Below are 19803 nucleotides of genomic sequence, written 5' to 3' on the forward strand. Positions count from 1 at the left end.
AATTCGTAACAATCTGCTGTACAATAACCGAATAATTAGATACAGATGCCAACATGAACCGCAGAGGATGAGAGCAATGGGTAAATCACCGCTAAAAGTACAGGAGTTAATCAATCGAATATTAGCCATGAATCCTAGTGCGGATGTGTTCTGGTATGATGCAAATGGTGGTAGAATTATCGATTTCCTCAATATTACATTAATGAGAAATGCTATCCATTGTAATTCCTAGTATTCCGATATACAATATAAAAAACACAAGCAACGCAGAACATAGAATACGGGGGAGAAACTTATGCGTAGAGGATTATCTGGAGTTATTACTTTGATTTTGTTAACATTTTTGATTAGTGCGTGCTCCGGAGGGAACAACGCCACTTCCACAAATACAAATCAAACACCTGCTACCAATGATGGAACGACAGCAAGCACTGAGATAAAAGATGGAGGCAACTTGATTATTGGAGTTGCTGCTGATCCTGTGATTCTTAATCCGAACTATGCGGGTGACCGTGTCAGCCTTACGATTGACCAAGCGCTCTATGCGCCACTGTTTCAAGTAAATGATGGTAAGAAGACTTTCTACTTGGCAGACAGCCTAACCCTTTCAGAAGATAACCTGACTTATACGTTGAAGCTGAAAAGCGGACTGACCTGGCATGACGGAGAAAAGCTTACTGCTGACGATGTCGTGTTCACGATTGATAGCATCCTGGATGAGAAGCAAAACAGCATGTTGAGAGCGAACTTATTTATCGGTGATAAACCCGTTAAGGCCGTTAAGGTGGATGATCTGACTGTAGAGTTTAAGCTTCCGCAGGTCAGCCCAGCTTTTGAAGCTACACTAGTGCAAATATTTCCGATTCCAAAGCATATTTTTGAAAATGAAGCGGATCTAGAGAAAAGCACCAAAAATGCTGCACCGGTTGGATCGGGCCCTTTCAAATTTAAAGAATACAAGACAGGAGAATATGTTGCGCTGGAGAGATTTGATAACTACTTCGGCGGCAAGCCACATCTTGATTCCGTAACGTACCGGATCGCTAAAGATACGAATGCTGCGAATCTCGCACTTCAAAGCGGTGAGATCAACATTAAATATTTAGATCCACAGGACGTTGCGACGATTGAAGCTTCGAACAATTTCGAAATTCTTCCTTATAGTGAAGGCCGCCTATCCTACCTCTTGTTCAATGCGAACAGCGATAGAGGTGCTCTTGCTAAAAAAGAAGTTCGTCAAGCCGTGTCTCTAGCTCTAAGCCGCGATGAAATCATTCAGGCTGCCTATTCCTCTAACGAGTATGCTGACCCGGCTAAGTCATTCTTGACTCCGGATGCATTGTTCTATACTAATGATGTCCCTTCTTTCGATAATGATGTGGAAAAAGCGAAGGAGCTTCTGAAGTCGGCTGGAGTTAGCGATCTGAAATTGAGATTGATTGTATCGAGCGGAAATAAAGCTCAGGAAGCCATTTCACTGTATGTGCAGCAAAAGCTAAAAGCCATTGGCGCTGAAGTTGAACTACAAAATATGGATGCCTCGGCATATGGTCAGAAGTTCAGTGATATGAATTCAACAGATTTTGAACTTGCAATTGCAGGTTATATTATGGGCTACGATCCTGATGCTTACAGAATTTTGTATACTTCTACTGCTGATTCCAACTACTCGCATTATAAAAACACTGAGGTTGATAAGCTGTTCAATGAAGGTGCAGGAGAAGCAGATGTGACTAAACGTGGTGAGATCTACAAGAAGATCCAAGAAATCATTGCAGACGATGCACCGATTTATCCAATCGCTAATACCAAGACTATTGTAGCTGTCTCCAAGAACTACGGCGGTCTTGAAGAAGCAGTCTTGAAGCCTGTCGTTATTTTTGAAGATTTATCGAAAATCTACCTTAAATAAAAACGGGAAAAAGTAAGCTGGGGTATCCAGCTTACTTTTTTACCGATATAGAACTGGGAGAATAAACGTATGAGACAACTTATCGTCCGAAGATTGCTGCAAACCCTGCCGATGTTGTTTTTTGTTTCGGTTGTGTGCTTTGCGATGATTAAGCTGGCTCCGGGGGATCCGGTATTATCCTTCGTTACGCCGAATATGCATGCCGATGACATTGAGCGCATCCGGCATAACCTTGGGCTGGATAAGCCAGCCTACATTCAATATTTTATATGGATCAAAGAAGTGCTGCAGGGCAATTTTGGTTATTCCCTTGTGAATCATCAGCCTGTATTGGATCAAATTCTAGAACGTTTACCTGCAACAGCAGGTTTGATGGGTTCTGCAATTGGCCTTGCCGTTATACTGGCCATTCCACTCGGTCTTATTGCCGGAGCAAACCGGAACCGCTGGGTAGATAAGCTTATTAATTTCTTATCCTATGTCGGAATATCCGTGCCTTTGTTTTGGCTAGCCATCTTACTCATGTACTTATTCGCGATTAAGCTGCACCTGCTCCCTATTATGGGGATGCGAACGATTGGTGTGGAATCGGCGTTTGATGTGTTCAAGCATGGCATCCTGCCTTGCACGGTGCTTGCTTTTGGATTTCTGGCTGGTTATGTGCGATACATTCGCTCTAGTACCATTGGACAGCTAAAAGAAGAGTACGTGCAGATTCAATATGCTTTTGGATCTAAAAAGACAACGATTTTGTTCCGTCATGTAATGAAGCACGTGTTGCTTCCTGTAATTACATTGCTCGGGATGTCTATGGGGGATCTGGTAGCAGGTGCAATTGTAACAGAAACGGTATTTTCATGGCCGGGTATTGGCTCTTTGGGGATGACTGCAGTAAAAGGGATGGATTACCCCGTGATTATGGGAATTACTCTATTCTCCTCTTTAATGCTGATCATCGGCAATCTGGTCGCGGATATTCTATATAGCTTCGTGGACCCACGAATTAAATTAACGAGGTGACCTCATGAATCGCAGTAAATGGAAAAGTGTTGGAGATGAGCTATTTACGAATAAATTGGGCGCCCTTGCCCTCATTACTTTATTCATCTTCACACTAGGCTCTATATTTGCCTTTTTATCTGGACATGATCCGAATGCGATGGATGTTCTGGCACGTCTGAAATCGCCGGGAGCCGATCACTGGTTCGGGACGGATGACTATGGCCGGGATTATTTTGCCCGAGCATTATATGGCGGCCGGGTATCCCTGCTAGTTGGCTTTGCTTCAATGATCATCGCTACAGGCATAGGTGTGACGGTGGGCGTAATCAGCGGATTCTTTGGCGGATGGGTTGATAATCTTCTCATGCGGATGCTTGATGTAGTACTGTCCATTCCATCTTTCTTAGTTCTGCTGCTGCTTAGCGTATTTTTGAAGCCGAGTGTAGGGAATATCATCATTATTATTGCACTATTAATGTGGATGAATATCGCCCGTGTCATTCGGGCGGAGACGATGACGATCAAAGAACGGGAATATGTACTCTATGCAAAAGCCTCAGGTCAGAGCAACTTCGGAATTATTTGGCGTCATATTCTTCCGGGTCTAGTGCCTGTTGTCATTGTAGGTGCGACGAATAACATCGCTTCGGCCATTATGATGGAGTCGTCCCTAAGTTTCCTTGGGTTTGGGGTACAACCTCCAAATGCCACTTGGGGCAGTATGCTTAACAATGCGCAGGGATATATCGCTCAAGCGCCATATCTGGCCTTGTTCCCTGGATTACTGATACTATTAACGGTACTGAGCTTTAATGTTTTAGGCGATATTTTGCGGGTAGGCTTTGAACCGAAGCTGATCCGAAGATAGGAGTGTGAAGACATCATGACGGAACGGCTATTATCTGTTGAGGATTTGAAGGTTTCCTTCCAGACTCGAGACGGAGAGAACCAAGCAGTTCGCGGCGTTAGCTTTCATATAGATGCTGGTGAAACGGTAGGAATCGTTGGTGAATCTGGTAGTGGGAAGAGTGTGACTGCCAAGGCGATTATGTCGTTGATTACACCTCCGGGTAAAATTATCGGTGGAAATATCAATTTCCGTGGTGAGAATTTATCGAACCTTTCGGAAAAAGAGTGGAGAAATCTGCGCGGTAACCGCATAGCAATGGTGTTTCAGGATCCCATGACCTCTCTTAATCCTGTAAAAAAAATCGGCCAGCAGCTTACGGAGGTCATCCGTCGGCATCGCGGTTTAAATAAGCAAGAAGCGCTTAAAGAGGCGGCAAGCATCCTGCGTCAGGTAGGTATTAATAATCCTGAACAGCGGCTGCAGCAATATCCGCATGAGTTCAGCGGCGGGATGCGCCAGCGGGTCATGATTGCCATGGCTCTTTCCTGCCAGCCAGAGTTATTGATTGCAGATGAGCCAACCACTGCGCTCGATGTAACGATACAGGCACAAATTCTCGATCTTTTTAAAGAGTTGAAAAACAATACCAGTACCGCTGTAGCGCTCATTACCCATGACTTGGGTGTGGTAGCTCAGGTATGTACACGGGTTATCGTAATGTATGGTGGACTCGTGATGGAGGAAGGCACGGTGGAGGATATTTTTTACCGCCCGCAGCATCCTTATACGAAAGGTCTGCTTCGCTCAATTCCAAAACGTGACGGTAAGTCGCGTGAACGACTTGTTCCTATTGAAGGTACACCGCCGGATTTGCTGAATCCACCTTCTGGATGTCCTTTTATGGAACGTTGCCCTAATGCTTTTGCCCGCTGTAGTGAGCGTCCTCCGGTCATCGAATTATCGCCAGGTCATCGTTCGATGTGCTGGCTGGCAGACGGTGGGCAGGAGACTCCAGCCGTAGCTGGTGTTGAAGGGAGCGGTTCGGTTGAGTGATAATAAGATTCTAGTGGACGTAAATAATCTCAAGAAACATTTCTCTAAAGGTAAGGATATATGGGGGCGCGATACATCTGTGCTTAAGGCGGTAGATGGTGTAAGCTTTCAGATTCGTCAAGGGGAGACCTTTGGACTGGTCGGAGAGTCAGGAAGCGGTAAGTCCACGGTTGGACGCTGCTTGTTGCGATTATATGACTATACCGACGGTGAAGTGTCTTTTGACGGGCAGCCGCTGAGCAAGCTTGGAGAGAAGCAGCTAAAACCTTTTCGCAGACGCATTCAATCGATCTTTCAAGATCCCTATTCATCCCTTAATCCAAGCCTGAATGTACTTGATCTGATCAGCGAGCCTATGAAAATCCATGGGGTCCACGAAGGCGACGAACGTATAGAAGCGGTTGCGGCACTACTGGATAAGGTGGGTTTAAAAAGAGAGCATCTTTATCGCTTCCCTCATGAATTCAGCGGTGGGCAGCGTCAACGGATTTCGATCGCTCGAGCGCTATCTGTGAAACCTGAGTTTGTAGTGTGTGATGAACCGATCTCAGCGCTGGATGTATCTGTTCAGGCACAGGTAGTGAATATGCTGGAGGATTTGCAGTCCGAATTTGGGTTGACCTACCTCTTTGTTGCGCATGATCTGTCGATGGTACGTCATATTTCGGACCGGATTGGTGTGATGTATGGCGGTCGTCTAGTAGAGGTAGCCGAAAGTGATGAGCTGTACGAGAATCCTATTCATCCTTATACAAAGGCATTGCTGTCTTCCATTTTGGAGACGGACCCTAGACGGGCTAATCAAAGAATTATTTTAGACGGATATTCGGCAGAGTACGGCAGAGCTGAGACTTCTACATTGCAGGAAGTTAGTCCGGGCCATTATGTTGCCTATGATTTCACGGAATAAGTAGAATCTATATACAGGTACGGGAGGAATCAGGATGTCAGAGAATTTGAACCGAGTAAAGTTATCCCAGTGGGATGCGTTATTGGTAGAGTCACTTCGCTCTTTAGGCTGGTCCAATGAGGATATTCTTCGTAAAGTGGCAGAGGGCGATTTGCCCGTTGACGAGAGTGAATACGAATTTGATTATAAGCAGTTGACCACTTTGCAAGCGGAGCAGCCAGAACTGTTCGAGCAAGCGGTGAAGACTGGCTATCAGATTAAATACAACACGATCCGCGGCATTCGTAGCTGGATATGGGTTGCTCTTGGTAAAGAGGGAGAGCTGGAGCTTGAAGAGGGTAAAGAAGCGGTAGAAGCGGCTTTGACTGTGGCTGAGAAGGAACGTCTGGCATCTGTATTATCTTTTGGTTGGCAGATTGAAAGCGGGACGAAGTCAGCAGATGGAGACACTTCAGTCTACCGGATTTCCCCGATTGCACACTAAACTGAATAACTACAATAAAAAAACGATTGTTGCGAGGGGGGACTCCCTGTGCACAATCGTTTTTTTCTGTGAAAATTTAATATACATTTCCCACTGGATAAGCAACCTCATATTGCGCAGCATCAACCCAGGTTCCTGTTTTAAAATCTCTGCCCCGGACAAGTACTTTATCGCTATACACTTCCACATAGAAGCCTTGGCTGCCCGTCTTATGCTCATCTTCGTTTGTCCAAAGGTAGGCGACGGAAGCAGCATTAAACATCGTTGTGGACGAGCTTGGGGAAGAGAATTACTTCGCAGATAAGAGAAGGTCCTAGACTGTCTACAATTACACATAAATGTACATAATTAAATATATAGCTCTCCATTTGAAGGAGGTGTTCCTTAAGCCAGTTGAGACTTAGGGATCGCCTCCTGTTTTTATTATATGAAACAAAATAAGAAGAAAATGTAACCAAAAGTAGGTGGAACTGTCACCAAATATGTAGTTACATAGTGAATAAGATTTCTTTATTAAGGAGATTCAGAGATTGCATACGAAAAAATATATAATACTTTTAGTCATCGTTCTGCTAATAAGTCTTGTTGCTATTTTCAACAATCAACGTGAACCTTCGATATTGACCATAAATGTAAACGGTCAAATCATTAAGACAATAGCTACTTATCCGGGCTCACCTGATGAGCTAATGATTCCCAAGGCTGCTGCCGAACGGGCCCTTAACATGCATATTGACTGGCAGAAGCAGGGGCCGCTTCCGAAAGGTATCTACTATAAAGACCATGTAGCTGTGCTGATGTACCATCATCTGTCAGAGAAGCCGATGCCGCAGTTTCCTTGGATTTTATCGGCTGATCGGTTTGATGATCAAATGAACCTGCTGAAGCAGGAAGGGTTTCATGTGATTACGATGGAACAATATCGAGAATTTATGCTGAATGGCGGTACGGTTCCAGACAATGCGGTGCTGCTGACCTTTGATGATGGATATGAGAGTTTTTATGAGCTGGCCTTTCCTATTCTGAAAAAATACGGGTATACGGCAGTGAATTTCGTTATTGTCTCTACGATTGACCACCCAGATCCGAATAGTGTGCCGAAACTCAACTGGGAGCAGATGCGTGAAATGAAGCGTGACGGGATGGGGTTCTATAGTCATACGTACGATTTACACCATTATGGTATTGTGGATGCTGAAGGTGGGGGACGGCCTGCCGCTAGTGCCTTGTTATATATCGACGATGAAAATAGGAATGAAATGAATATGGAGTACTATAGCAGAGTTACTCGTGATTTGGCCAAGGCGGAGCAAAGGCTGAAGGAAGAACTGGGAAATACCGATTCAGCGATTGCCTTTCCTTACGGATCTTACAATGACCGGTTGCTATCCGCATGTGATTCACTCGGAATTTCGCTGACATTTAAAATCCAGGATGGAATAAATGCGAGAACGGACCGGAATGCCTCCCGAATCAACGGGGGAAGCCAGAATCTAACCGCAGTCCAAACCCTTGAGCAGATCAAACATATAGATTCGCCCATGGAATTAACCCTGAATAGTCAAAAAGTAGCACTGATAGGAAGTGCACCCGAAATGAGGAAAGGGACCTTAATGGTTCCGTTTATGCAATTATGCAAGGATCTAAATATTGATCTCAATTACGATCAGAAGCGTCGAACCGTTAAGTTAACGCGCACAACGGGCGGTACATAAACGAATAAGGAAATGTATGGAATGAATATCATCTTTCCCTACGATCATTAGGAGTTTACAAAAAGTGAGAAATTTCGCCAATTTGGGCGAATCACTAGTTGCTATAAGTGAATTCCTTACTGTAGACTATAAATAGAGTACTAATTGGTAGGTGAATGGAGAGAACAGATGGAAGTATTTAAGCGTTATTACGCGAATTTAACGGTCCGGCGTTTTTTTATTTTGGGGCTGGTTGCCCTGCTGCTATTCAGTATTAGAGATATGCTTAATTTAGTACTGTTAACATTTTTGATTGCTTATGTAATGAACAGCTTTCAAGTGCTGCTCACGAAGCGGATCAATAAATATGTTGCAGTCAACAGTAAAGTCATTATTATTATTTTGTATTTAGCTCTGATTGCTCTGATCGTAGTGACTTTAGTGAATTATTTACCGAAGGTCTTTACTCAGATTAAGCAATTAACCAATTTTCTGACCAGTTTAACCCCTGCAAACATTCCACAAAACGAAATTGCGCAGTATTTATTTGCCCAGCTTAAGGATTTGAACTATCAGTCTTATGTGAAAGATGGTCTTGAGTACGTCCTGAAAATAAGTAATTGGGGCACCAGCTTCGTATTATCCACCATTCTGAGCTTTGTCTTTATCCTTGAGAAGAACAGAATTGTCAGTTTCACTGCCCGTCTTAAAGAGAGCAAAATCTCCTGGTTCTATGTTGAGCTTGAGTATTTCGGCAGAAAATTCATCTCATCTTTTGGTAAAGTGATCGAAGCGCAAATTCTGATCGCGCTGTTTAATACATGCTTTACTGTGATTGGACTTTGGATCTTAGGCTTTCCGTATCTATTCGCCTTATCGATTATGATCTTCCTGCTTAGTTTGATTCCAGTTGTAGGCTTTGTGATCTCTTTAATACCGCTTTGTATTATTGGTTACAACATCGGTGGCATAGCAATGACGATATATGTATTGGTTATGATCGCCATACTACATTTTATCGAAGGTTACTTCTTAAATCCAAAACTGATGTCATCCAAAATGAATCTGCCTATGTTCTACACCTTTATCGTACTTCTCTTCTCTGAGCACTATATGGGTGTATGGGGTCTAATTCTCGGTATTCCAATTTTTGTATTCTTCCTGGATATACTGGAGATCGCTAGGGATAACAAGATAGAGACTTAGGAATTGAGTTAAATAGCATCGAAAATACAAAGAGGGTGATCCGATAGCCATTCATTGAATGGCTTCGGATCACCCTCTTTATTTTGGCGCGGAGAAATGTTGTACGGCCACTGTATGTATCTTCCTTAGCCGAAAGAAGTGAGGACACTCTCCGTAACGATGTCCCTCAGCTCCGCCTTGTGTGCTGCATACTGCTCAGCCGTAATACTTCCGGAAGCCAGCCGTGAATCTAGCTGTTCCGTTAGCTGAGCTACTTGTAGATTGATCACATCTTCAATATCCGTGTTTTGTTCTTTTGCAATATCTTGAAGTGACTTACCGTCATATAAGGCATCATACAAATCTTCATCAGTGGGCTGGTTAAGTGCTTTCAATAATAATTCGTCTTTATCCGCAGCTTTTACGGTGGACCATTGTGCAGGCGAACTTGCGTTAGCAGTAAGGCTGCTCCAAGCATTTCCAAAAGACATCACTATAACTACGGTTCCTACTATAATCACTCTTTTTATATCCATTAGAGTCCTCTTTTCTTATTTTACAAATAACATTTTATGGTTTCTGTTGAAAGTGTCTGTGATGGTTGTGGCTTAACTTGCTTCTATTATAACCCGGAAAGCTGAGCTGAAGCTTAAACAATATTTAAGATAACCTAAAGATTTAACATTGGAATAATATAGCGATAATACACCGGATGTATACTTTCCAGATGATCTCCAATGTATATTTATGCACTGGGTCACAATTAAACTTATGGGGAGTGTTCGGAGTTTTGAGAATAACAGCAAAAGCTAAACGTTTTCTATCCGGTGTAATTGCAAGCAGTCTGATGTTGGGGATAATGGTTCCAGCAGGATATGCTGAAGAGCAGCTGGATACGGAGCAGACATCTTCCGAATTAGGATTACATGTTGATGAACAGGATCAGCTACTTACACTTATGAGTCAAACAAACGTGACAACAGCTGTGTATGCGACACCTACCCATCCGGGCTCTTTACTTATTACAGAGGTGGTTCCGGATACTAAAAATGTAAAAGGCACCAATGGAACCTCTGTAGATGGTTATGAATTTGTTGAAATCTATAATAATACGGACGAGCCAGTTAACTTTAAGGATTATTATTTCTTTTATAATGACAATGATACTTGGACAACAAATGGAGATGCGGTCATACCGGCGCTTGGAAATATCGTCTTCTGGATTATGAACGGCAATAATCTGAATGTTCCAGCCGAGGATTTCATCAAAAACTTTAATCCTTCAGCAACTCTTCAGGAAGGAGTGAACCTGTTCCGTATCAACGGTGGCGGTGGTATGGCTAACACTTCTCCGCGTAACTTACAAATTAAGAGTAAAGCAGGAGATGCTTTAATTGTCTCTGCTTCTTATGGGAAAGAACAGGTGAAGGAGAATAACGGTATATTCTATCAATTCTCTCAAGCAGACAGCTCTACAATGAGTCTCATGCCAAATTCGGGAACCGTTGCGGCTACACCTGGAACTGTAGAGCCAGAACAGCCTCCTAAGCCAGTGCCTGGAGACAAACAGCCGGTGATTGAACACCACCCGCTGAGCAGTGTAGATCTAGTTGATCTTTCCATCACCGCGAAGATTACGAACTTAGAGAATGGTCCAGACGGAACGCTACCGGTAGTGAAGTTGCAATACGGCTCTCCTTCTCAGGTGAAAGATACGGTAATCACCATGACCTCAAAAGGCGAGGGGGAATATACGGCGGTAATTCCCGCGGCTGCGTTGGAAGAGCCAGAACTGCACTACAGCATCCGTGTGAACAATGTAACGGAGAACTATTCTGTTCATGTGAACCTGCCCGCGTTCGACACGAACAATGTGCCGAAGCTTCTAATTACAGAGCTGCTGCCGAATTCGACGAATGTAAAGGCAACGAGCAGTGACGCTTTTGAATTCATCGAGGTGTATAACAATACTGACGCACCGATTGATTTCAAGAACTACAAGATCTATTATCGTTATCCTGATAAAGGTAACGCTTCTGATGTGAAGTGGCCCTCGACGAAGGAAAGCTTTGTAATTCCTGCACAGCAGTCCGTGGTATTCTGGATTATTAATAGTGCTAATAGTACATACACTGCCAATGATTTCAATACAGAATTCAACACTAATCTGATTGATGGTACGAATCTCTTTCTAATCAAAAGCGATGGGATGGCCAACTCTGGCCGCCGGGCAGTCGTAATCAAGAGTAATACGGAGAAGGAAATTTCCTCTGCGTATTATGATGCCGACCTTGCCTATGATGGTGGAGCTAAAGGTGATGACACCAAAGAAAATAAAGCCCTTCTATACAAGTATCCTGTGAATGGGCAAAGCAAAATGCTCAAGATTAGCACAGGTTCAGCTGCTCCATCACCAGGGCAGGTGGATGTAGCGCTGCTTCCTAACACACCGATCCATGTGGAGCCGGATACCGAGAATCCGACGGTAAATGTTCTGACTGCTATAACGGAGATTGATCAGTCGATGAGTCTCGATTTGAAGGCTTTCGCGGATGACAATAAAGCTGTTACGTCCGTAGAAGTAAGAGTAGCTTCGGATAAGCAGCCTGATTTTGTCAGTCATAATCTATCTCAAGATTTCAATGACAGTCTGTACCATTATAAATTGTCATCTGCTGATCTGATTGGTAGGAATGAAATACAGTATTATTTCGTCGTATCTGACGGCACGAATGAGACCGAATCTCCGGTAATGAAAGTGAAAATCACAGGTGGTCCCGATCAATCAGCGCTTCGTTTGAATGTGAAGGATGGACAATTCATTAATGGCTCTATGACGGTAAAAGGAACCTCTGCCACCGCCAAGGCGGAAGAAGTGGACCTGAGCATCGACAATAAGGTGCTCGGCAATAACGAGGTATATGCCGCGCTTGAGAATGATGCTTACTTTGTATTTGATGCGAAGAATGTAGATTATTATTTCAAAAACGGTATCACCATGGGACCAGAAGAATTAGGGGATGCGAGTATTCTATACACCTTTATGGACCCGATTACTACGTATACGACCTTAACCTTTCCGATCTCCTCTGCCGCTTTACAAGTGGGCAAGGATAATGTGATCTACATTCGGGCGGGCTCTAAATCATCGCCTTTTGACCCTCGTCCCGAGGAGAATAAAGATGATTTCGAAGTGAAGAATGTGCGCCTATTACTTGCAGACGGTACTGAAGTTTGGGACCCTGCTTATGCAGAACGTGATAAAGAAATTAAGATGGGAGACAGCACTGGGAAGCACGAATCCATCGGCTTCCGGTTTGATCTGAAATCGGATTTATTCCGTTCAAAGGCGTATAACTGGAATACTAAAGAAGTAACTGACGGAGAACATAAAGTAACACTGACTGAAGGTGGATCCAAGGTATCTTCAAATGTGATTGTAGACAATACGCCGCCATCTATTAAAGCTTCGATTGAAGAAGGAAAAACTTATCGTGGTAATTTCATAATTACTGCTGAGATCAAGGATACTTACGCAGGTGTAGATAAAGTTAGCGTGAAGCTGGATGGAAATGTTATTGAACTGCCTTATGCTACTTCATCCGGAAAGCTGTCCGGTGGAGACCATGCGCTTTCTATCACCGCATTGGATAAGATAGGTAATCAGGTGGAAAAGGTAATTACATTCCATGTACCGAATGAAAATCCATTTGCACCACTCCTGATCTCACCTCAGAACTGGGAGATTGGTGTGGGTACGAATCCGACCTTGAAGGTTAAGGTTGAAGATCCTAACCAGGATAAGATGGATGTTACCTTCTATAGAGGCTTCAAGTACGATGGTAACCATCCAGAACAAGGATTTACTGGATTTAAGAACGCATCCGATACAGAACCGCCGAAGCAATCCGTTCCTGCGGGCGAAGAAGCCCTTAGCAGTGACGAATACAGCAAAATAAGTGCAGTTGACGGACAGTACCTAATTAACGATGCTGTTGAGCAATTCCCATATCAGCGCTATGAAATTAAGCTGGATGAATCGGTGAAGGCTTCAGATCGTGTGGATATTGAATGGAAGGGTAATTCACTTCCAGGTCGTAAAGTAAGTCTCTACGCGTGGAGTCCTGCCGGACAAAAATGGATACAGTTGGACCATTTAATCGCTGGTACTGAGGATTTTGAACTGAAATCTACGGTGACTGCTGGAGATTATAGAAATGGAAATAGCATTGCGGTGATGGTTCAGGATGAGATCGCGTCCGTGGCTAAGACTGCAGCTACAGTAACGCAAGACACTTATGATTTTTCCTTTGTATGGATGTCTGATACGCAATATTATTCTCAAAGCTATCCTTACATTTACCAGAAAAATGTGAAGTGGATTGCCGACAATAAGGATAATTTGAACTTGAAATATGTAATTCATACCGGAGATGTAGTGGACAAATCCTATCAGGAATATGAATGGGAAGAAGCCGATCGGGACATGAAGGTACTCGAGGATGCAGGTATTCCTTATGGTGTTCTTGCAGGGAACCATGATGTAGGTCATCAAACCGGAGATTATACGAAATTCTGGCAGTACTTTGGTGAATGGAGATTTAAGGACATGCCAACCTTTGGCGGTTCCTATGACAACAACCGGGGCCATTATGATTTGGTATCTGCGAACGGAAATGACTTCATTATCGTATATATGGGCTGGGGACTGGCTGAAGAAGAGATTGAATGGATGAATGAGATTGTCGCTCGTTATCCAGAGCGTAAAGCGATTCTTTGTCTTCATGAATACCTGCTCGTATCTAATAACCGCGCACCGATTGCCGATACGATCTTTGAAAAGGTTGTGAAACCTAACAAGAACGTAATCGCAGCTTTGTCCGGTCATTATCATGATGCAGAGCTTAAGGTAGATGAGCTGGATGATAACGGAGATGGCATTGCGGACCGCAGTGTATATCAAATGCTGGCAGACTATCAAGGCGCCGAAGAGGGCGGACTTGGTTATATTCGTCTCCTTCAGTTCGATGTAGCTAACAACAAGCTTCGTGTGAAGACTTATTCGCCTTACTTGGATGATTATAATTATTATGATGAAAATGAGTTCCCGGGCAAAGATGAGTTCGTACTAGATCTCGATCTGCAGCCTGTAACCAAACGTGTAGCTACCGATTACATTGGAGTTAAGGTTTACAGTGATCAGACAATCGCGACCAATCAGCAAGTAGAGAGCGGTACGGAGACTCAGGTCACTTGGAGTAAGCTTAATCCAGAAAGCTACTACCAGTGGTATACAAAAGTCGAGGATGATAACTCTGGTAGTGTGCTTTCAGACATTTGGGGCTTCTACACTGGGAAAGAGAATGTAACACCGACACCAGAGGTGACACCAACACCAACACCAGAGGTATCGCCATCGCCAGAAGTGACGCCGACACCAGCATCAGAGGTGACATCGGCACCTCCAGTAGTTTTACCAGTGCCAACAGTGACTCCAACGCCTACAGCCACACCTGGAGCGGAAAAAGGAAACATTGAACTGGCATTAGGAAGTAATGGAACGTATACAGCTGATCCATCAGCCTTGAAGAAGCTGATAGAAGAAGCTACGACAGGTGGGAACATCAAGATTAGCTTGGGCGGAGGAGCTTCGACTCAAGATCAGATTAAACTCGCACTTGATGCAGCGAGCATGCAACAGGCTATCGATAAGAAGCTGAATCTGAGTATTGTGTCTTCCAACGTTACATTAAGCGTACCAACAAGCTCTTTACCGGCGATTCCGGCCGGCAGTGATATGCTGCTACTGAGCGTGGATGCAAGTAATATATCTGTACAAACGAATATCGCTGGAATGAGTCCATCCAAGGCTACCGTGACGCTGAACCTCAGTACATCAGCAGGAGGCAAAGAAACGGCTATCCACCAGCTTAAAGGTGCTGTTACGATTACCTTGACGCTGACTAAGGAACAGCTTGCCAAGATCGATACGGATTTTGCAGGTGTCTATAATGTAAATGGCAGCACGTTAGAATATTTGGGTGGAGTGTTTAAGGATAATACCGTTACCTTTACAACAGATCATTTCTCTTCCTTCGTTGTACTGGAATACCATAAGCAGTTTAGTGATACCGCTGGTCACTGGGCAGAGCCGTACATTTCCAAGCTGACGGCTAAGCATGTGATTAAGGGTATCGACGATACGCACTATGGTCCACAAGCGAATGTAACCCGTGCAGATTTTGTTACACTAGCCATTCGTTCACTCGGATTGAATGAGACAAGTGAAACTACGGGGAATGGTGCTTTTGCAGATGTATCAAAAGACGCTTATTATGCATCATCGATAGACAAGGCTGTTCAGCTCGGACTCATCCAAGGCAGTGATGGCAAGTTCCGTCCTAAGGATGCGATTACACGTGAAGAAGCGGCGGTTGTCCTGCAGAAATTGATACAGTACAAAGCTGGAGCACAGTCTTCCGTTGCTGCTACTGCAAGCTTTAAGGATATGAGCAGCGTATCAGAGTGGGCGAAACAAGCGGTAAGTGAATTGAAAGCTAAGGGAATCCTTGATGGCAAGGGCGACAATAACTTCGATCCACGTGGCAAAGTAACCCGTGCTGAAATTGCAAAACTGCTGTATGGAATAATCAATTTATAAGAATAGTATGGCAAAGGCAGGCAGAGGTAACTCTGGTCTGCTTTTTGTCGTTTTATGTATTTCACCCCCGCTTTTTTTCTAGCAAAGCAGGAAATTATTACTATTCATATGATTTTTCATATATAATATTTTTGAATAAATTTTTAATAGACTTGATTTGGCAGTCATTCTCCTTGTTACGGCACTTCTTCCAATTGGCGCAGGAATGGGTATTCATCCATGGGTGCTTGAATTCCTTATTCTGTTATCTACTGACCCCTTCTTCTTGCTTATCCATCACTAACGTATCTGACCGCTTATTATAGTGCTGAAGGTAAATTCTTTACCTACAAGCATGCCCAAAAGATTGCCTTAGATTATGGACTTTTCGTTATATTACTAGCGATCCTATGTATTCTTTAATGGCGCTGGCTCAGACTCATTCCATAATACATAGATTGGAGAAACGAACCTTGAAAGTAAAGTTAGCACATATCTTGCTTCTGCTTACGGTGATTTTTGCGGTTCTTCTGTACAGAGGGAGTCTGGACTCTATTGATCATCTGTTACAAGATCGCGTGATGCAGCACGAGCGGGCTGTGGATACTACGATTGCTATTATCGGGATAGACGATCAAAGCTTGGAGGACTTTGGCAGCTGGCCGTGGAGCAGAAATGTTCATGCACAGCTGTTAGATACGCTCTCTGAGGGACATCCTGCTGTGATCGGCTTTGACCTGACGTTCCCGGTGGGCTCAGAAGATCCCGAAGCAGATACAGAATTCGCTGCGGCTGTCGCTCGGGCGGGAAATGTTGTTCTGCCCGTATATGGCACTTTTGCATCTAATACTGAACAAGGAAAAATTGAAGCGCTGGAGCTGTCCCAGCCGTTTGAAGCCTTGCGAGAGGCTGCGGCTGCAACCGCGCACATTAATACCATTCCCGATACAGACCGTGTGGTGCGTAAGGCCCTTTATTCTTTTGATTATGAAGGGGAGTCTATTCACAGCTTGTCATGGACGGTCTATCAGAAATATCGAGAGGCGATGGGAAGCACTGCTGATCCGCAGAAGCTCCCGCTGGATGACTTTGGACGCTTTTATATCCCCTATTCAGGTGGCAAAGGCGCCTTTGAAGAGATTCCTTACTCGGCCGTGCTTAGCGGAGAGGTCCCGCCCTCTTATTTTGAGAATAGAATTGTGCTTATCGGACCTTATGCTACAGGGTTTAAGGATGACTTCCTAACACCGATTAGCGGAAAAAACACGTTATACGGTGTGGAAATTCACGCCAATATTATTCAATCTCTGCTTGACGACAATTATAAACGAGTGCTGGACTGGAAGTGGAACGAAGTAGTGCTCTTGCTAGTTGCGCTCCTGGCGTACCTACTATTCCGTAAAGTGAAGATGCTGTATTCCTATGCGGCCATTGTGGTCATCATTGCGCTACTAATTTTTGCGGGTCGTTATTTCTATGATCAAGGTACGGTGGTCTCACTAGGTTATGTGATTCCCCTTCTAATCGTTAGTTGTATTATCGTGATAGCTTTTCAATATTTAGAGGAGTTGATGGAAAAACGTAGAGTTACGGATATTTTTGGTCGATATGTTGCTCCACAGGTTGTGGATCAAATTCTCAAGAACGGTCAAGAAGGTCTGAAGCTGGGAGGAAGTCGCAGAGAGCTCACCTTGTTATTCGTAGATATTCGAGGCTTCACCCCGTTGTCAGAGGCTGCTGAACCGGAGGAGATTGTAGAGATTCTGAATGAGTATCTGGATCTGACCGCGGGTTGTATTTTTGAGTTTGATGGCACGCTGGACAAGTTTATCGGGGATGCCACGATGGCGATATTTAATGCTCCATTGCTGCTAGAAGATCATCCGATGCAAGCGGTGAAGGCCGCGTGGGCGATGAAGGAGGGTTCGGCGGCGGTAGAACAAAAGCTGTTTGAACGCTTTGGCCTAGTAGTTAAATTTGGTATTGGGGTACATACTGGCCCTGCTGTATTTGGGAACATCGGCTCTAAGACACGGATGGATTATACAGCGATTGGAGACACCGTCAATACGGCAGCCCGTCTGGAAAGCAATGCGAAGCCGGGACAAATCCTCATCAGTGAGGCTACCTACGCTTTTGTAAAAGATAGAGTATCAGCCGTTTCATTAGGAGAGATCAAGGTAAAGGGCAAAGAACAGGGAATTAGTGTTTATGAATTGGAGGGGTTGAAATGAAATCATTGAAGCTTACACTGTCATTTATTCTATTGTTCAGTATTCTTTGGCCTGCGGTTGTCACACAGGCGAAGGACAGCGTCAAGGTAGGGAAAATAACCGCGGTCTCAGGCAAGTCTGAGGTGAAAAAGAGCGGGGGAACGAAGAAATTTAATGCTTTTAAAGGAATGGCGATTACGCAAGGCGATACGATTATAACAGGCACTGACGGGCAAATCAGCCTCGACCTCGATGCTAACAAAGAAGTTACAATCGGAGCAAACACTACGCTTACCATTAGCCAATTAGTCGAAAGTGCAAAAGCGCTCGGCGGAAAGACAAGTCTGAAGCTGCAAAACGGGCAAGTCCTGATCAAGGTGAAAAAGAAGCTGGATGGCGACTCCCGTTTTGAGATTGAGACCCCGACGGCGATCATGGGCGTGATGGGTACAGAGTTTTTTGTTAGCGTTAATAGCCAAGGCAATGTAGTTCTTAATGCTGGGGGAGGAATTAGCGGCGATTATCTGGGAGTTCTGGAAGGAACAGTCCACGTAATTCCGTCTAATGATCCCACACTAATTGAGCGTATGATAACAGCATCCCAACAGTTAATTATGGAGAATCAACAATGGACACAGGGGCAGCTTTCCCTGAATGCATTACCGCAATTTGCGCTAGAGCAGCATTTGAAATATCTGAACGAAGAAGAGATATTGGAATTCGAATCGGTTAAGAAAAACATCGAGCAACTACTCGAGCAAATAAAAGCCACGATGCCCGTTCACTCAAGTCCGCCTATTCCAACCATTCCACCTCAGATTAACTATGATCTATCTAGTTCGGCTCCCTTAGATATGACGAGACCAACACCGCCGACGAGACCTACACCAACGGCAACACCGACGTCAACGCCGACACCGACACCGGAGCCGACAGCAACGCCGACGCCGGAACCGACAGCGACACCGACACCAGAGCCGACAGCAACACCGACGCCGGAACCGACACCGACACCGACACCGGAGCCGACAGCAACACCGACACCGGAGCCGACAGCAACACCGATACCAGAGCCGACAGCAACACCGACGCCGGAACCGACACCGGAGCCGACAGCAACGCCGACGGAAACTCCAAATCCACTCGGTGCACCTGAGATAGACCAGCAGGAATTTAGAGAACATATCTATGACTATCTCGTCCGTGATAATGAGATTGTTTTGCCGTTTACAGTTCCGTTAGATTTTAATATCGCAGATGACTCTAATCCTAATGCCGCCAGGGATGGTGTGAGTGTTACCTTAAATCAGAGTGAGGACACGATCGATTTAGGTGAGGTATACATTCGAGAGAATAAGCTTCACATTCAGCTGCGTGAATCACTTCCTTATAAGTCATTCGTTCAAATCAAGGTTAATGGTGGTTTGTTAAAGAATGCCCTTACCGGGGGGCAGGTACAGGAAGAGGTTCAACAGATAGCAGACGGCGGGTTTTACTTTGAAGGAGAAATCACTCCGAGTTATTTTAACCATACGGGTCCTATAGGTGAAGATGAAGCGCCGGAATTTATCATCCATTCGCTAGGTTATGATGTAGGGAAGATCAGATATCATTATGAATATGATCTTGGAGATCCATTTCCGCTAGAAGATACGGATTATGTACTGGATCGGAACGATGAGAATACCTTTGTACTTAAACTTACTCCGGCATTCTTGAATAGACTAACTCCCGAACCTTATATCGTTATCATTCCACTGGTGAGGGTTGAAGATACTGAAAACGGCCCTGTAGAGGTAATAATAGACAACCTCCAGATTAGATTATCTTTGTTATTTTAAAGGCGCAATAACCTTCGAG

At 44.3% G+C, this 19803-nt stretch carries 13 protein-coding genes; 11 read left to right on the plus strand and 2 right to left on the minus strand.

Features of this window, described 5'->3' with window-relative positions:
- Positions 1–295: 295 nt before the first annotated feature.
- The 6 genes from NST74_RS01435 (at position 296) to NST74_RS01460 (ending at position 6211) form a co-directional block, all read left to right on the plus strand.
- Positions 296–1912, plus strand: coding sequence for an ABC transporter substrate-binding protein (locus NST74_RS01435; protein ID WP_341110098.1), 1617 nt, complete (start codon positions 296–298; stop codon positions 1910–1912).
- Positions 1913–1981: 69 nt separating this feature from the next.
- Positions 1982–2932 carry an ABC transporter permease gene (locus NST74_RS01440; RefSeq protein ID WP_341110099.1) on the plus strand — a complete coding sequence of 317 codons (951 nt, stop codon included), beginning with the start codon at positions 1982–1984 and terminating at the stop codon, positions 2930–2932.
- A 4-nt stretch (positions 2933–2936) separates the two neighbouring features.
- Complete coding sequence (locus tag NST74_RS01445) at positions 2937–3782, plus strand: ABC transporter permease (RefSeq protein WP_341110100.1); 846 nt, start codon at positions 2937–2939, stop codon at positions 3780–3782.
- A 15-nt stretch (positions 3783–3797) separates the two neighbouring features.
- Positions 3798–4817: an ABC transporter ATP-binding protein gene (locus NST74_RS01450; RefSeq protein WP_341110101.1), complete on the plus strand. Its 1020-nt coding sequence runs from the start codon at positions 3798–3800 to the stop codon at positions 4815–4817.
- Positions 4810–5727: an ABC transporter ATP-binding protein gene (locus NST74_RS01455; protein ID WP_231574002.1), complete on the plus strand. Its 918-nt coding sequence runs from the start codon at positions 4810–4812 to the stop codon at positions 5725–5727. Before NST74_RS01450 ends, NST74_RS01455 begins: the two co-directional genes overlap by 8 nt.
- 34 nt (positions 5728–5761) lie before the next feature.
- On the plus strand, positions 5762–6211 hold the full coding sequence (locus tag NST74_RS01460) for a hypothetical protein (protein ID WP_076116450.1): 450 nt from the start codon (positions 5762–5764) through the stop codon (positions 6209–6211).
- Between the two features lie 76 nt (positions 6212–6287).
- Here NST74_RS01460 and NST74_RS01465 read toward each other — a convergent pair whose 3' ends face one another.
- Positions 6288–6473, minus strand: coding sequence for a hypothetical protein (locus tag NST74_RS01465; protein ID WP_445668118.1), 186 nt, complete (start codon positions 6471–6473; stop codon positions 6288–6290).
- A 268-nt stretch (positions 6474–6741) separates the two neighbouring features.
- Between NST74_RS01465 and NST74_RS01470 the strand changes: the two genes are divergently transcribed.
- Both NST74_RS01470 and NST74_RS01475 read left to right on the plus strand, forming a co-directional pair.
- On the plus strand, positions 6742–7926 hold the full coding sequence (locus NST74_RS01470; protein ID WP_341110102.1) for a polysaccharide deacetylase family protein: 1185 nt from the start codon (positions 6742–6744) through the stop codon (positions 7924–7926).
- Positions 7927–8094: 168 nt separating this feature from the next.
- A complete protein-coding gene (locus tag NST74_RS01475; protein WP_341110104.1) occupies positions 8095–9111 on the plus strand; it encodes an AI-2E family transporter in 1017 nt (338 codons plus the stop codon).
- A 125-nt stretch (positions 9112–9236) separates the two neighbouring features.
- Here NST74_RS01475 and NST74_RS01480 read toward each other — a convergent pair whose 3' ends face one another.
- The gene (locus NST74_RS01480; RefSeq protein WP_339288846.1) at positions 9237–9626 is read right to left on the minus strand and encodes a hypothetical protein; all 390 of its coding nucleotides are present in this window, start codon (positions 9624–9626) and stop codon (positions 9237–9239) included.
- 254 nt (positions 9627–9880) lie between these two features.
- Here NST74_RS01480 and NST74_RS01485 point away from each other — a divergent pair, with 254 nt between their 5' ends.
- The 3 genes from NST74_RS01485 to NST74_RS01495 all read left to right on the plus strand — a co-directional run bounded on the left by NST74_RS01485 (position 9881) and on the right by NST74_RS01495 (position 19784).
- On the plus strand, positions 9881–15751 hold the full coding sequence (locus NST74_RS01485) for an S-layer homology domain-containing protein (protein WP_341110105.1): 5871 nt from the start codon (positions 9881–9883) through the stop codon (positions 15749–15751).
- Between the two features lie 452 nt (positions 15752–16203).
- Positions 16204–17964 carry a CHASE2 domain-containing protein gene (locus tag NST74_RS01490; RefSeq protein ID WP_341110106.1) on the plus strand — a complete coding sequence of 587 codons (1761 nt, stop codon included), beginning with the start codon at positions 16204–16206 and terminating at the stop codon, positions 17962–17964.
- A complete protein-coding gene (locus tag NST74_RS01495; protein ID WP_341110107.1) occupies positions 17961–19784 on the plus strand; it encodes a FecR family protein in 1824 nt (607 codons plus the stop codon). Before NST74_RS01490 ends, NST74_RS01495 begins: the two co-directional genes overlap by 4 nt.
- Positions 19785–19803: the final 19 nt, after the last annotated feature.

The sequence above is a fragment of the Paenibacillus sp. FSL F4-0125 genome (assembly GCF_038008565.1).
GTDB lineage: Bacteria > Bacillota > Bacilli > Paenibacillales > Paenibacillaceae > Paenibacillus_AQ.

What these genes read in the sequence shown, in the direction of transcription:
- NST74_RS01480 (WP_339288846.1), bottom strand. Translation starts at nt 9,626, where the DNA reads ATGGATATAAAAAGAGTGATTATAGTAGGAACCGTAGTTATAGTGATG.
- NST74_RS01465 (WP_445668118.1), bottom strand. Translation starts at nt 6,473, where the DNA reads ATGTTTAATGCTGCTTCCGTCGCCTACCTTTGGACAAACGAAGATGAG.
- NST74_RS01475 (WP_341110104.1), top strand. Translation starts at nt 8,095, where the DNA reads ATGGAAGTATTTAAGCGTTATTACGCGAATTTAACGGTCCGGCGTTTT.
- NST74_RS01460 (WP_076116450.1), top strand. Translation starts at nt 5,762, where the DNA reads ATGTCAGAGAATTTGAACCGAGTAAAGTTATCCCAGTGGGATGCGTTA.
- NST74_RS01445 (WP_341110100.1), top strand. Translation starts at nt 2,937, where the DNA reads ATGAATCGCAGTAAATGGAAAAGTGTTGGAGATGAGCTATTTACGAAT.
- NST74_RS01495 (WP_341110107.1), top strand. Translation starts at nt 17,961, where the DNA reads ATGAAATCATTGAAGCTTACACTGTCATTTATTCTATTGTTCAGTATT.
- NST74_RS01450 (WP_341110101.1), top strand. Translation starts at nt 3,798, where the DNA reads ATGACGGAACGGCTATTATCTGTTGAGGATTTGAAGGTTTCCTTCCAG.
- NST74_RS01440 (WP_341110099.1), top strand. Translation starts at nt 1,982, where the DNA reads ATGAGACAACTTATCGTCCGAAGATTGCTGCAAACCCTGCCGATGTTG.
- NST74_RS01435 (WP_341110098.1), top strand. Translation starts at nt 296, where the DNA reads ATGCGTAGAGGATTATCTGGAGTTATTACTTTGATTTTGTTAACATTT.